Annotated in this window: 12 protein-coding genes and 2 riboswitches; of the genes, 8 read left to right on the top strand and 4 right to left on the bottom strand. The window is 70.7% G+C overall.

The window, feature by feature from the left end:
- Positions 1 to 3: 3 nt before the first annotated feature.
- Positions 4 to 1359 carry an L-serine ammonia-lyase gene (locus tag QNI14_RS03240; RefSeq protein ID WP_283714769.1) on the bottom strand — a complete coding sequence of 452 codons (1356 nt, stop codon included), beginning with the start codon at positions 1357 to 1359 and terminating at the stop codon, positions 4 to 6.
- A gap of 89 nt (positions 1360 to 1448) precedes the next feature.
- Positions 1449 to 1541: riboswitch (glycine riboswitch) on the bottom strand.
- 1 nt (position 1542) lies between these two features.
- Positions 1543 to 1629: riboswitch (glycine riboswitch) on the bottom strand.
- A gap of 74 nt (positions 1630 to 1703) precedes the next feature.
- Positions 1704 to 2873, bottom strand: a complete 1170-nt coding sequence (locus QNI14_RS03235; RefSeq protein WP_283714768.1) for a MarP family serine protease — start codon at positions 2871 to 2873, stop codon at positions 1704 to 1706.
- 129 nt (positions 2874 to 3002) lie between these two features.
- Between QNI14_RS03235 and QNI14_RS03230 the strand changes: the two genes are divergently transcribed.
- Genes QNI14_RS03230 through QNI14_RS03205 form a run of 6 tightly spaced genes read left to right on the top strand, consistent with a single transcriptional unit; the run spans position 3003 to position 9468 of the window.
- A complete protein-coding gene (locus QNI14_RS03230; RefSeq protein WP_283714767.1) occupies positions 3003 to 3677 on the top strand; it encodes an NUDIX hydrolase in 675 nt (224 codons plus the stop codon).
- An 11-nt stretch (positions 3678 to 3688) separates the two neighbouring features.
- Positions 3689 to 5002 (top strand): quinolinate synthase NadA, encoded by a 1314-nt coding sequence (gene nadA / locus QNI14_RS03225; RefSeq protein WP_283714765.1) that lies wholly within the window; start codon positions 3689 to 3691, stop codon positions 5000 to 5002.
- Entirely contained in the window at positions 4999 to 6519 is a 1521-nt protein-coding gene (gene nadB, locus QNI14_RS03220; RefSeq protein WP_283714764.1) for an L-aspartate oxidase, read from the top strand. Before nadA ends, nadB begins: the two co-directional genes overlap by 4 nt.
- Positions 6519 to 7373: a carboxylating nicotinate-nucleotide diphosphorylase gene (gene nadC / locus QNI14_RS03215; protein ID WP_283714763.1), complete on the top strand. Its 855-nt coding sequence runs from the start codon at positions 6519 to 6521 to the stop codon at positions 7371 to 7373. Before nadB ends, nadC begins: the two co-directional genes overlap by 1 nt.
- Positions 7373 to 8506 carry a cysteine desulfurase family protein gene (locus tag QNI14_RS03210; RefSeq protein ID WP_283714762.1) on the top strand — a complete coding sequence of 378 codons (1134 nt, stop codon included), beginning with the start codon at positions 7373 to 7375 and terminating at the stop codon, positions 8504 to 8506. Before nadC ends, QNI14_RS03210 begins: the two co-directional genes overlap by 1 nt.
- A complete protein-coding gene (locus QNI14_RS03205; RefSeq protein ID WP_283714760.1) occupies positions 8506 to 9468 on the top strand; it encodes a glycosyltransferase family 2 protein in 963 nt (320 codons plus the stop codon). Before QNI14_RS03210 ends, QNI14_RS03205 begins: the two co-directional genes overlap by 1 nt.
- Before the next feature lie 7 nt (positions 9469 to 9475).
- Here QNI14_RS03205 and QNI14_RS03200 read toward each other — a convergent pair whose 3' ends face one another.
- On the bottom strand, positions 9476 to 11350 hold the full coding sequence (locus QNI14_RS03200; RefSeq protein WP_283714882.1) for an ABC transporter ATP-binding protein: 1875 nt from the start codon (positions 11348 to 11350) through the stop codon (positions 9476 to 9478).
- A gap of 208 nt (positions 11351 to 11558) precedes the next feature.
- Between QNI14_RS03200 and QNI14_RS03195 the strand changes: the two genes are divergently transcribed.
- On the top strand, positions 11559 to 13010 hold the full coding sequence (locus tag QNI14_RS03195) for an MDR family MFS transporter (RefSeq protein WP_283714881.1): 1452 nt from the start codon (positions 11559 to 11561) through the stop codon (positions 13008 to 13010).
- A 63-nt stretch (positions 13011 to 13073) separates the two neighbouring features.
- Here the strand turns inward: QNI14_RS03195 and QNI14_RS03190 are convergent, their stop codons facing one another.
- Positions 13074 to 13196 carry a hypothetical protein gene (locus tag QNI14_RS03190; RefSeq protein WP_283714759.1) on the bottom strand — a complete coding sequence of 41 codons (123 nt, stop codon included), beginning with the start codon at positions 13194 to 13196 and terminating at the stop codon, positions 13074 to 13076.
- Positions 13197 to 13283: 87 nt separating this feature from the next.
- Here QNI14_RS03190 and QNI14_RS03185 point away from each other — a divergent pair, with 87 nt between their 5' ends.
- On the top strand, positions 13284 to 13832 hold the full coding sequence (locus tag QNI14_RS03185; RefSeq protein WP_283714757.1) for a type 1 glutamine amidotransferase domain-containing protein: 549 nt from the start codon (positions 13284 to 13286) through the stop codon (positions 13830 to 13832).
- Positions 13833 to 13901 lie beyond the last annotated feature (69 nt).

Raw genomic sequence — 13901 nt, 5'->3', positions numbered from 1 at the left:
TCCTCAACATTCCACGACGCTGACGGCGAGGCCGCCCTGCGCCGTCTCCTTGTACTTGCTGTGCATGTCGCGCCCGGTCTCACGCATCGTGACGATGACCTCGTCGAGCGACACCCGGTGACTGCCGTCGCCCCACAGCGCCATCTTGGCAGCGTTGACCGCCTTGGCGGCACCGATCGCGTTGCGTTCGATGCACGGGATCTGGACGAGGCCGCCGATGGGGTCGCAGGTGAGACCGAGGTTGTGCTCCATCGCGATCTCGGCGGCGTTCTCGACCTGCCGCGGCGTCCCGCCGAGCACTTCGGCGAGCCCTGCAGCGGCCATGGACGACGCGGACCCGACCTCGCCCTGGCAACCGACCTCGGCGCCCGAGATCGAGGCGCGCGCCTTGTAGAGCACACCGATCGCCGCCGCGGTCAGCAGGAACGGGACGGCCACGTCGTCGCGTGCGCGGTCGGGGGCGGCGTAGTGGGTCGCGTAGTGGAGGACGGCGGGGATGATCCCGGCCGCGCCGTTCGTCGGCGCGGTGACGATGCGACCGCCGGACGCGTTCTCCTCGTTGACCGCGAGGGCGACGAAGTTCACCCACTCCTGCCAGAGCGCGGGATCGTGGCCGGTCGGGTCGGATGCGACGAGCCGCGCGTGCCACGCCGGCGCGCGGCGCGCGACCTTCAGTCCGCCGGGGAGCACTCCCTCGCGAGCGGCTCCCGAGGCCACGCATGCCGCCATGACGTCGGCCAGGGTGTGGATGCCACTTCGGATCTCGGCATCCGAGCGCGTCGACTCCTCGTTGCGCAGTTGCACGTCGGCCATCGACAAGCCTTCGCGCTCGCAGTGCGCGAGGAGCTCGGCCGCCGTCTCGAACGGGAACGGCACCGGCACGTCGACCGCCTGCGCGGCGGTCTCGCCGTCGCGTGTGATGAAGCCGCCTCCGGTCGAGTAGTAGACCGCGTCGTCGAGCAGCACATCGCCGTGCCAGGCCTGCAGGCGCAGGCCGTTGCTGTGACCGGGGAGTTCGGTGAGCGGGTGCAGGACGATGTCGTCCTCGGCGAACGGAAGCTCGGTGACGCCGCCGACGCGGAGTCGGCCGGACTCACGCATCGCGGCGAGGCGCTCGTCGACCTGTTCGGGCAGGATCTCGTCGGGCCGGAACCCCTCGAGACCGAGGAGCACCGCGCCGAGCGTTCCGTGGCCGCGGCCGGTTGCGGCGAGCGACCCGTAGAGGTCGACCTGCAGCCGCGTGACGCGGGCGGCATCCACTCGGGAGATGAAATCGGATGCCGCGCGCATCGGCCCGACGGTGTGCGAGCTGCTGGGCCCGATCCCCACCGTGAACAGGTCGAAGACGCCGATGCTCATGACGGCGCGTTCGTGAGGGTCGCCGGTGGCGAATGGTGGGACGAATAGAACACGGGGAACTCCTGACGGCGCAGCGGAATGCGGTGAGTTCCTCCCCCTCTGTCATAGGCCTGAGAGATTTCACGAGCACTGCTCGCTTGCCCCGTCGGCGGGTACCACGCGGGTACCGCTTTTCAGAGTGACCGTGTCGGCTCGGTACAGGGGCCTGAGAGATTCCGGGGAGGGATTGCTCCTTCGGCAGCCGCGAACGACTTCTCCCGAGACGACGTGATGGTCCGGTCTTCGATTTGTCGCGAGCCTACCAGTGCGGCGTGCCCGCCGTCAGCCGGTGCACGTGCCGGGCATCAGCCGGTGCAGGCGCCGGAGGAGACCGCGTCGGCGTCGGGCGAGACCTCGAGCGCGGGCGCGAGTTCGTTCGTCGTCATGGCGTAGCCGCGCTGCTCATCGTCGTCGCCGCGGGCGAACACGACACCGGTGACCTCGCCGTCCTGCGTCAGCAGCGGTCCGCCCGAGTTTCCGGGACGGACATCTGCCTCGAGGGCGTAGATTTCGCGGGGTGCCGTGCCGTCGTCGTAGATGTCGGCGACGATCGCGTTGCCGACCGACAGCACGTATGCGCCGCCACTCGTGAAAGGCCCGCCGAGCGGGTAGCCCTGCACCGCGACCGGGGTGCCCGCCTCGACCGGCTCGACGATCGCGAGCGGCTCGGCCGCGAGGTCGTCAACCGCGATGACGGCGAGGTCGTCGATCGGGTCGAAGTAGACGATGCGGCCTTCACGGGCGGCCTGGCCGGGCAGCTCGACGAGCGGAGTGTCGACGCCGGCGACGACGTGCGCGTTCGTGACGACGAGGTCGGCAGCGGCGACGAAGCCGGAGCCGGTGAGCGACGCACCGCACGCGTACGCGTTGCCGCTGATGCGGGCGACGGATGCCGCGGCATCCTGTAGCTCCGGATCGTCGAGCGAGACCGGCGGTGCCGTCGGTTCGACCTCGGGTGCGAGGAGCTCGCCGAAGCGCGGGATGCCCTCTTCGACGATGAACCCGCGGAACTCGGCGAGGGCGGAGTCGACGGCGGGCGGGGTGATCGCGTCGATCGCGCCGATGACGCGCGACGAGGCGACGGCGGGCGCGACGACGGGCATGCCCGAACTCACGATCGAGCCGGCGAAGAGGACGACGACCACCGCCGAGGCGGCGAGGTTGACCACGCCGCCGAGGATGCGGTCGAGTGGGGCGAGCTTGGCGCGGTCGACGCCGCGGCGCAGCCGTGCACCGACGGCCGTGCCGATGCTCGCGAGCAGGACGATGATCGCGATCGTGATGATCGCGAGGACGAGGCTCCGGTACTCCCAGGTCGCGAACGTCGGGGCGATGAGCGGTGTCAGCCAGAGCGCGGCGATCACGCCGAGGACGACGCCGACGAGCGTGCCCGCGGTCGCCACGAGACCCCGCAGAAGTCCACCGAGGAGCGCCGCGACGAGCACGAGCACCACGATGATGTCGACGATGAGCACGGGCGTCCTCCTGAGCGCGGGACCGCAGTCGGCCCCTCTCGATCAGCGTACGGTCGCGCACCTGTGAAGCGCCGCAACTTGCACTTCATGTCACAGTGACCCTAAGATCATTCCGAGGTTCACGTCATCATGACCATAACTCCTATCACCCCAGCCGACAGCGGCATCCGCGTCGCCGTCTCGACGGTCATCTTCAGCCAGCGAGACGGCCGCATCGTCCTCCCGCTCGTGCGCCGTACCCGCGACCCGCACGAGGGCCAATGGGCGCTCCCGGGCGGATGGGTGGATGCCGCGGAGAACCTCGACGCCACGGCGTCGCGCACCCTCGCCGAGACCACCGGCCTCGCGCCCAGCTACCTCGAGCAGCTCTACGCCTTCGGCGACATCGGCCGCTCCCCCGAGCGTGTCGTGTCGATCGTCTACTGGGCCCTCGTCCGCGAGGACGTCGCCCGCGCCGCCGAGCAGCACAACGTCGAGTGGTTCGACGTGAGCGAGCTGCCCGAGCTCGCGTTCGACCACACCCAGATCGTCGACTACGCACTGTGGCGCCTGCGTAACAAGGTCGGCTACAGCCGCATCGCGCATGGCTTCCTGCCCTCGCACTTCACGCTCGCCGACCTCCGCGAGGTGTACGAGTCGATCCTCGGCAAACGCCTCGATCCGGCGAACTTCCGCCGCCAGGTCGAGAACTCCGGCACCCTCATCCCGACCGACGACTTCCGCACCGGCAGTCACCGACCCGCGCGGCTCTACCGCTACAACCACGACGTCGAGCTGGCCGAACGCGGCCCGCTCCCTCACTGAAGGACCCCGAGATGTCCGCGACCCTCATCACACTGCAGCCCCGCCCGATCGACCCCTCCGTCGATCACGAGATCCAGGCGATCGTCGCCGGCGAGACCACGGCCGAGACCTGCAACACCGACCTCGCCGCCTCGCCGTGGACCTTCGACACCCGGCCCGGCTACGGTCCCGGCTCGTCGATGGGCGACGTCATCCCGACCGGCGCACCTCGCCAGGGACAGCTCCCGGCCGAGTATCGGGAGGCCGACGAGGAGGAGCTCGCCGCGCGCATCGTCGCGGCGAAGCAGACGCTCGGCGACCGCGTCGTCGTGCTCGGACACTTCTACCAGCGCGAAGAGGTCGTGACCCACGCCGACTACGTGGGCGACTCATTCCAGCTCGCGAACGCCGCGCTCGAGCACCCCGACGCCGAGGCGATCGTCTTCTGCGGCGTGCACTTCATGGCCGAGACGGCCGACCTGCTGTCGCGCCCCGAGCAGGCCGTCATCCTGCCGAACCTCGCCGCCGGCTGTTCGATGGCCGACATGGCCGACATCGACCAGGTCGAGGAGTGCTGGGAGCAGCTCGCCGACGTCTACGGCGATATGGAGACGCCCGACGCCGACGGCCTCCTGCCCGTCATTCCGGTGACCTACATGAACAGCTCGGCCGCGATCAAGGGATTCGTCGGTCGGCACGGCGGCATCGTCTGCACGTCGTCGAACGCGCGGACCGTCCTGGAGTGGGCCTTCGCCCGCGGCCGTCGCGTGCTGTTCTTCCCCGACCAGCACCTGGGCCGCAACACCGCCAAGGCGATGGGCGTCCCGCTCGAGCAGATGCCGATGTGGAACCCGCGCAAGGCGCTCGGCGGCTCGACCGAGGCGCAGCTCGAGGACGCCCGCGTCATCCTGTGGCACGGCTTCTGTTCGGTGCACCGCCGGTTCACGGTCGACCAGATCGCCGCCGCCCGGGCCGAGCACCCCGGCGTGCGCGTGATCGTGCACCCGGAGTGCCCGATGGACGTGGTGGATGCCGCCGACGAAGCGGGCTCGACCGACTACATCCGCAAGGCCATCGCCGCGGCATCCGAACCCACGACCTTCGCGATCGGGACCGAGATCAACCTCGTGCAGCGCCTCGCGGCCCAGTTCCCGCAGCACGAGATCTTCTGCCTCGACCCGGTCGTGTGCCCGTGCTCGACGATGTACCGCATCCACCCGGGGTACCTCGCGTGGGTGCTCGAGGGGCTCGTCGCGGGCGAGGTGCACAACCGCATCACGGTGCCCGCCGACGTCGCCGACCCCGCGCGCATCGCGCTCGAACGCATGCTGGCGGCCAAGCCGTGACCCGCGTCGTGGTCGTCGGGTCGGGCATCGCCGGCCTGACCGCCGCGCGTCACGCCGCAGCCGGCGGCTGCGAGGTGACCATCGTGACGAAGTCGACGGTGGACGCCTCGGCGACGCGGTACGCGCAGGGCGGCATCGCGGGCGTCATGTTCGCGGACGACCGCCTCGCCGACCACCTGGCCGACACGGTCGCCGCCGGCGCCGGGCTCACCGACCCCGATGCCGCTTCGGTGCTCGTCTCTGAGGGCCCCGCGCGCATCCGCGAGCTCGTCGACCTGGGCGTCATCTTCGACCGTGACGAGCACGGCGAATGGGTGAAGGGACTCGAAGCCGCCCACTCCTACCCGCGCATCCTCCACGCCGGCGGTGACGCGACGGGCGCGGCGATCGAGCGTGCGCTGGTCGCGGCCTCGCGCGGCATCCGCGTGCTCGAGCACGCCTTCCTCGTCGACGTCGTCACCCGCGGCGGACGCGCGTGCGGCGTCGACGTGCTGCTGGGCGATGCGACCACCCCGACCCGCCTCGACGCGGATGCCGTGGTGCTCGCCACCGGCGGCGCAGGGCAGCTGTACGCGCACACGACGAACCCGGCCGTCGCGACCGGTGACGGCGTCGCCGCGGGTGTGCGCGCGGGCGCTGCGGTACAGGACCTCGAGTTCGTGCAGTTCCACCCGACCGTGCTGGCCGTGGGGGCCGCGTTCTTGGTCTCCGAGGCGGTCCGCGGCGAAGGCGCAGTGCTGCGCGATGCGCGCGGCCACCGCTTCATGCTCGACGTGCACCCCGACGGCGAACTCGCGCCGCGCGACGTCGTCGCCCGCGCAATCACCGAAGCGATGGCACGGCAGGACGGGCGTCCGGTTGTCCTCGATGCGACCGAGGTGCACAGCGTCGATGCCGCCGAACGGGCGGCATTCCTCGCCCACCGGTTCCCGACGATCGACGCGGCGATGCGCGAGCGCGGGCTCGACTGGGCCCGTGAGCCAGTCCCGGTCACGCCTGCGGCGCACTACCTGATGGGCGGCCTCGTCACCGACCTCGACGGCCGGACGAGCGTGCCCGGGCTATACGCGGCCGGCGAGGTCGCCCGCACCGGCGTGCACGGCGCGAACCGGTTGGCCTCGAACTCGCTGCTCGAGGGTGCCGTCTTCGGGGCGCGCGTCGGCGCCGCGGTCGCGCGCGATGGGGATACCGCGTGGCCGGTCCCGCGCGCAGCCGCGCGGCGCCTCGCCCGAAGCGTCGGAACGACCTTGATGAGCCGCGGCGAGCTCCAGCAGCTGATGTGGGACGCGGTGGGCGTCCAGCGCACCACCGACGGACTGCGTCGCGCGGCGCACGCACTCGCGCAGGCGGCCGTCCCTCTCCGCGCCGGCGCCACAGTGCGCGAACGGGAGGACGAAAACCTCCGTCAACTCGCCGCGCTCGTCGTCGAGGCGGCGCTCGCGCGCCCGGCATCCGTCGGCGCACACACCCGGATCGACGCGGTCGACGCCGCCCACGCCTTGGAAGGGGCAGCCTGATGCTCACCACCGCCGTCATCGACCGGGTCGTCGCGGCAGCCCTCGCCGAGGACGCCCCGTGGGGCGACATCACGAGCGAGGCGCTCATTCCCGCCGAGGCGACGGCGACGGCCGTGCTGGTGCCGCGCGAACCCGGCGTGTTCAGCGGCGGCGACGTGTTCGCCGCCGCATTCCACCTCACCGACGCGGCGACCGAGGTCGAGGTGCGAGCCACTGACGGCACGGCGTTCGCACCCGGCGACGTCCTGGCGGTCGCAACGGGGCCGGCTCGCGCCGTGCTGACCGCGGAGCGCATCGGCCTGAACTTCGCACAGCGGCTCTCGGGCATCGCGACCCTCACCGCCGCGTACGTCGCGGCGGTCGACGGCACCGGTGCGCGCATCGTCGACACCCGAAAGACGACGCCGGGCCTGCGCGCCTTCGAGCGGCACGCCGTGCGCAGCGGCGGCGGTCACAATCACCGGTTCTCGCTGTCGGATGCCGTGATGGCGAAGGACAACCACCTCGCGGTGCTCACGCGGGCCGGCCTCTCGGTGACCGAGGCCCTGCTGGCCGCGAAGGCGCGCCTCCCCCACACGACGCACATCGAGGTCGAGGTGGATCGCCTCGATCAGCTCGACGCGGTGCTCGCCGCCGGCGTCGGCACGATCATGCTCGACAATTTCTCGCTCGACGACCTGCGCGCGGGCGTCGCGCACATCGCGGGGCGCGCCACCGTCGAGGCGTCCGGCGGGGTCTCACTCGAGACGGTCCGCTCGATCGCCGAGACCGGCGTCGACGTGATCTCGGTCGGCGCGCTGACACACTCGGCCCGGGCCCTCGACCTGGGGCTCGACGTCGACATCGCGGGCTGATGCTGTACCTCGACCACGCCGCCAGCGCGCCGGTGCGCCCGGAGGTCCGTGACGCGATTCTCCCGTTCCTGGGCGAGCGCCACGGCAACGCGTCGAGCCACCACACCGTCGGTGAAGACATGGCCGCGGCCCTCGACGACGCCAGGCGTCGTGTGGCGCACGTCTTCGGGATGCGTCCTGGCGACATCGTGTTCACCTCGGGTGGCACCGAGGCCAACAACCTGGCGATCAAGGGCATCGCAATTGCGGCGGCGCTGGGGCGCGGCATCCGTCCCCACATCATCACGTCGCCGATCGAGCACGAATCGGTGCTGGCGTCGTGCGAGTACCTGGAACGCGTGCACGGAGCGTCGGTGACGCGGGTGCCGGTGGACCCCACCGGGCGGATCGACCCGGACGAGGTGCGCGCGGCCATGCGGGACGAGACCGTGCTCGTGAGCGTCGGGTACGCGAACAACGAGGTCGGGACGGTGCAGGACGTCGAGGCGATCGCCGCGGTGGTTGGCAAAGTGCCGCTGCACCTCGACGCGGTGCAAGCCGCCGGCTGGTTGCCGCTCGCCGGGACGGGTGCCGATGCGCTGTCGGTCGCGGGCCACAAGCTGGGCGCGCCGCACGGTACCGGCGTGTTGGCGATCCGCGGTCGGATCCCGCTCGAACCACTGCTGCACGGCGGCGGCCAGGAGCGCGGACGCCGCAGCGGCACCGAGCACGTCGCCGGCGCCGTCGCGATGGCGGTGGCGCTCGAACTTGCCGAGACGGAGCGTGAAGAGACGTCAGCCCGCGTGGGGGCGCTCCGCAATGGATTCACCGCCCGCGTGCTCGAGCTCATCCCCGAGGCGTCACTCACCGGCGACCCGGTGCACCGGCTGCCCGGCACCGCGAGCTTCACGTTCGCAGGTGTCTCGGGCGAAGCGGTGCTGCTCGAACTCGAACGCCGCGGCGTCGTGTCGTCGAGCGGGTCGGCGTGCGCCGCCGGCAGCGACGAGCCGTCGCACGTGCTCGTCGCACTCGGCGTCGCCCCCGAGGTGGCGCAGACCGCCGTCCGGTTCACATTCGGCCACCACGTCGCGGGCGACGCATCCCCCGTCGCCGACGCGGTCGCCGCTGCCGTCGCGGCGGTACGATCGCGATGATGTCCAGCCCGATCGTCACCGTCATCGTGCCCGGTCGCGATGTCGGCGCCTTCGCGGCCGAGGCGATCGCGTCGCTTCGCGCGCAGCAGCTCGAGCGCTGGCACGCGATCCTGGTCGACGACGGCTCGATCGACGAGACGGCCCAGATCTTCGCGGATGCCGCCGCCTCGGACGACCGCTTCACGCTGGTCCGCCACGACGTTGCGCGCGGGCTCGGCGCCGCGCGCAACGTCGCGCTCGATCTCGTCGAGACGCCGTTCGTCGGCTTCCTCGACGCCGACGACGTGATGCTGCCCGGCGCGCTGGCGGCACTCGTCGGGGCGCTCGAACACAGCGGCAGCGACATCGCGGTTGGCGCGTACGTCCGCCTCCGCCCAGACGTCGACGGAGGGTACTCCCCCGGCGTCGTGCAACCGTGGGTGTCGGCGGCCACCGACCCCGCACGCAGCGGTGCGACGCTCACCGACCACCCCGACGTCTCGGGGAACATCGTCGCCTGGTCGAAGGTCAGCCGCATCGAGTTGTGGCGACGGGGCGGCATCCGCTTCACCGAGGGTCGCGCGTACGAAGACCAAGTCGTCGCGCAGCTGCTCTACACGAAGGCCCGCGGGATCGACGTGGTCCCCGACGTCGTCGTGCACTGGCGGGAGCGCGCGGACGGGTCGTCGATCACGCAGCACAAGGCTGCGGTCCCGGTCCTGCACGACTACCTCGACGGGCTCCGGGGCGGACTCGCGGTGCTCGACGCCGGCGGACACCGGGGCGCCGCGGCATCCCGCGTGCGGCTCATCCTCGACATGGACACGCCGCCGCTCGTCCGCATCGCCCGGGCGCACGTGGACGACGCCTACCGGCGCGCGGTCGGCGACTTCGTCCGCGAACTCGGCGCCCGTGCCGAGCGCGAGCAGCTCGTGCTCGACGCGACATCCGCTCCCCTGCTGGGCGCCGCACGGCTCTGGTGACGGTCGCCTAGACCCCGTCGAGACGCCCGGCGGCGAGCTGCTGGGCCGCGAGGTCGGCGTAGAGGCCGCCGAACGCGAGGAGCTCCGTGTGCGTGCCCGACTCGACGATGCGGCCGCCGTCGACGACGTGGATGACGTCGGCGCCGACCACCGTCGACAGGCGGTGGGCGATCGAGAGCGTCGTCCGTCCTCGTGCGGCCGCATCGATGGCCGTCTGCACGACCCGTTCCGACACGGTGTCGAGCGCCGATGTCGCCTCGTCGAGCAGCAGCACCGGCGGATCCTTCAGTAGCACCCGTGCGATCGCGATGCGCTGCTTCTCGCCGCCCGAGAGGCGGTAGCCCCGCTCGCCGACGACCGTGTCGTAGCCGAGCTCGAACCCGGCGATCGCGTCGTGGATGTTCGCCGCGACGCAGGCGGCCTCGATCTCGGCATCCGTCGCATCGGGTCTCGCATACCGAAGGTTCTCTCGGATCGTCGCGTGGAACAGGTACGTCTCCTGCGAGACGAGCCCCACGTGATCGATGATCGACTCCCGGCGGAGCGCACGGACGTCCTCGCCCGCGAACAGCACCGCTCCCGAGGTTGCCTCGTACAGCCGCGGCGCGAGCGACAGGATCGTCGACTTGCCGGCGCCGGACGGGCCGACGAACGCGACATGGCGACCCGGCTCAGCGACGAACGACACGCCGTCGAGCGTGGCACGGGTGTCGGGTGCGGCATCCGGGTAGCGGAACGACACGTCGCGGAACTCGACGCGCCCGATCGGCCCGGGCGCATCGGCCACCGCGATCGCGTCGGCTCGATCACTGATCGCCGGCACCAGGTCGAGATACTCGAAGATCCGGGCGAACAGCGCGCGCGACGTCTGCAGGTCGAGGGCGACGCGCATGAGGCCCATGAGCGGCATGAGCAGTCGCGCCTGCACGGTCGTGAACGCGACGATCGCACCGGCTGACAGTGATGACCCGTCGCCGGTGATGAAGAACCCCGCGACGAAGTAGATGACCGCCGGCACCGACGCCATGATGACCTGCACGACGGCGAAGAAGCCCTGCCCGCTCATCGCCTGCCGCACCTGCAGACCGATCTGCGTGCGATTCTCGGCCGCGTACCGAGCCGATTCGGCACGCTGGCGGTTGAACGACTTCGACAGCAGGATGCCGGAGACGCTCAGCGTCTCCTGCGTGATGGCGCTGAGCTCGGAGAGCGACTCCTGCGTCTGACCGGCGATGCGCGCGCGCACCTGCCCGACGCGCCGCTGGACCGCGACCAGCAGCGGCATGAGGATGACCGCGATGATCGTGAGGCGCCAGTCGATGAGGAGCATCGCGACGACCGCGGATGCCACGGTGACGGTGTTCCCCAGCACGCTCGTGACCGTGTTGGTGAGGACGCCCGACACCCCACCGACGTCGTTCTGCAGCCGGGACTGGATGACGCCGGTCTTGGTGCGGGTGAAGAAGGCGAGGTCCATCGCCTGGAGGTGCTCGAACAGGCGCACCCGGAGATCACCGGTGACGCGGTTGCCGACGGTCGAGGTGAGCCAGGTCTGCGCGATGCCGAGCACGGCCGAGAGGACGAACAAGCCGATCATCACGCCGACGAGGGCGGCGAGGAGCGGCATCCGCGGTTCGGATCCATCGAGCGGGAACAGCGCGTCGTCGAACACACGCTGCACGAGCAGCGGTGGGATGACACCCAACGCGGCGCCGGCGACGACGAGGGTCGCGGTGACGGCGAGACGGGCTCGATAGGGACGGAACAGCGCGACGACGCGCCGGCCGAGGTTCGGCACGCGCGGGGCCTCGGCGTTGCTCCGCCGCTGCGCCTCCTCGTCGACAGCGCGGAACCCGTGTCGCCCACCACCGGGTCCGCGCATGCTCACGTCGTCCACCGTAAACCCGTGCAGGATCCGGTGGACCAATTCGCCCGTTCCAGGAATGGACGGCTCCCAGCATTCGTTAGGCTTGAAAGCTTGCGTCGGCGGTGTCGCCGCACGCCCACGCGACACGTCGCCACGACACTCGGATTCGACACTTCCCAGGAGCCACTCTTTGACCGATTCCGTCCGCACTTCCCCGGCTCCGATGCTTCGCCCCGAGGAGAGCCGCGTCGTCTGGCTGCTGCTCGCGGCCGCGTTCGTCGCGATCCTCAACGAGACCACGATGGGCGTCGCGATCCCGCACGTCGCCGAAGACCTCGGCGTCACCGAGAACGACGCACAGTGGCTCACCACGGCGTTCATGCTGACGATGGCCGTCGTCATCCCGACGACCGGCTTCCTCATCAAGCGGTTCACGACCCGTCAGGTGTTCGTGACCGCGATGTCGCTGTTCTCGCTCGGCACGCTCATCGCGGCGATCGCCCCCGCCTTCCCGGTGCTCGTCGGTGCACGCGTCGTCCAGGCGTCCGGCACGGCGATCATGATGCCGCTGCTGATGACCACGCTGATGACGATCGTGCCGCCGCAGTCGCGCGGTCGGATGATGGGCCGCGTCTCGATCGTCATCTCCTTCGCCCCCGCGATCGGCCCGGTGATGTCGGGCGTCATCAGCGAGGCGCTGAGCTGGCGCATCACCTTCGGCGTCGTCCTGCCCATCGCACTCGTCGCGCTGGCGGTCGGCGCGAAGTGGATCCACAACCTCGGCGAGCAGACGCACGCACCGCTCGACCTGCTCTCGGTCGTGCTGTCCGCATTCGGGTTCGGCGGGCTCGTCTACGGCCTCAGCCAGATCGGCGGTGGCCACGGCGGTTCGACCTCGCACGACGCCGCGGCGCCGTCGCCGATGATGTTGATCGTCCCGATCTCGATCGGCGTGGTCGCGCTCGCCCTCTTCGTGCGGCGTCAGCTGCGCCTGCAGAAGATCGACGACGCACTCCTCGACCTGCGCGTGTTCCGCAGCCGCAACTTCACGCTGTCGATCCTGCAGGCGACCATCATGTCGATGGCGTTCTTCGGCACGATCATCGTCCTGCCGCTCTACATGCAGAACGTCCTCGGGATGTCGTCGACCGCGGCCGGCTTCGCCGTCCTCCCCGGTGCGATCCTCATGGGTGTCGCAGCTCCCTTCATCGGCCGCATCTACGACGCGAAGGGCACGCAGGTGCTCCTCATCCCCGGCGCCGTCCTCGTCGTCGGCACACTGTGGATGTTCACGACGTTCGACGAGAACGTCGCGGTCTGGGCGGTCGTCGTGGCGCAGACGGTGTTGTCGCTCGGGCTCGCGATGTCGTTCACGCCGCTGTTCACCGCAGCCCTCGGCTCGCTCGACAAGGCGTTCGTCTCGTACGGCTCGGCGATCGTCAACACGGTGCAGCAGGTCGCCGGTGCCGCCGGCATCGCGGTCATGGTGACCGTCATGACGTCGATCACCGCGGCGCAGGTCGCCGACGGAGTGGATGCCGCTGCCGCCGGTGCCGCCGGCACGCACATGGCGTTCCTCATCTCGGCGATCATCGCGATCCCGCTGCTGGTTGGCGCGTTCCTGATCAAGAAGCCGGCCGATAACCCGGACGCCCCCGTGGGCGCCGGTCACTGAGCCAGCCGGACAACGACGAAGAGCCGCCCCTCGGGGCGGCTCTTCACGTCTGCGCTACTGCGATCAGTTGGTGCTGCAGCACCCGCCGCCGCAGCAGGACGCGCCTTCGTCGACGACCTCGATGAGGTTCTTGTCGTCGGTGACGATCGGCTGCAGGGTCGGGGCGGGGAGGTTCGAGGTGGCCATGCACGCCATGCTACGCCCGGTAGCCGCAGTGTGGGCCGCGGTCAACCCCCTCCGGCGCGTCGGGGTCGCGAACCTAGCGTCGGAGGCATGAGCACTCTCACCGGAAAGCGCGTCGCGTTCCTCGCGACCGATGGATTCGAAGACAGCGAACTGACCTCGCCGTGGGGCGCCCTCGCCGACGCCGGTGCGGAGGTCGTGATGGTCGCTCCGGCATCCGATCCGATCTCGGGCAAGAACGGCCACGAGCAATCGGTCGACATCACGTCTGCTGAAGCGGATGCCGGCACATTCGACGCCCTCGTCTTGCCGGGCGGCGTCGTGAACGCCGACCACCTGCGGCTCGACGCCGACGCGGTGCGGTTCACGCGTGACTTCTTCGCGCAGCACAAACCGGTCGCGGCGATCTGCCACGCGGCGTGGATTCTCGCCGAGGCCGACGTGCTCGGCGGCCGCAAGCTCACGAGCTACCCGAGCCTGCGAACCGACCTGGTCAACGCCGGCGCGGTCTGGGAAGACGCCGAGGTGATCGTCGACGCCGGGCTCGTCTCGAGCCGCACGCCCGACGACTTGCCCGCGTTCAACGCGAAGGTGATCGAAGAGATCGAGGAGGGCCCGCACGCCGCACAGACGGTGTGACCCCTCACACGAACGACCCCCGGCCCTGATGGGTCGGGGGTCGTTGCGGTGTCTGCGTTGGTTCGGTGC

It is taken from the genome of Microbacterium dauci (assembly GCF_030065535.1).
GTDB classification, from domain to species: Bacteria; Actinomycetota; Actinomycetes; order Actinomycetales; family Microbacteriaceae; genus Microbacterium; species Microbacterium dauci.
The sequence above is the reverse complement of the archived record's forward strand: the minus strand, read 5'-3'. Positions and strand labels throughout refer to the sequence as shown.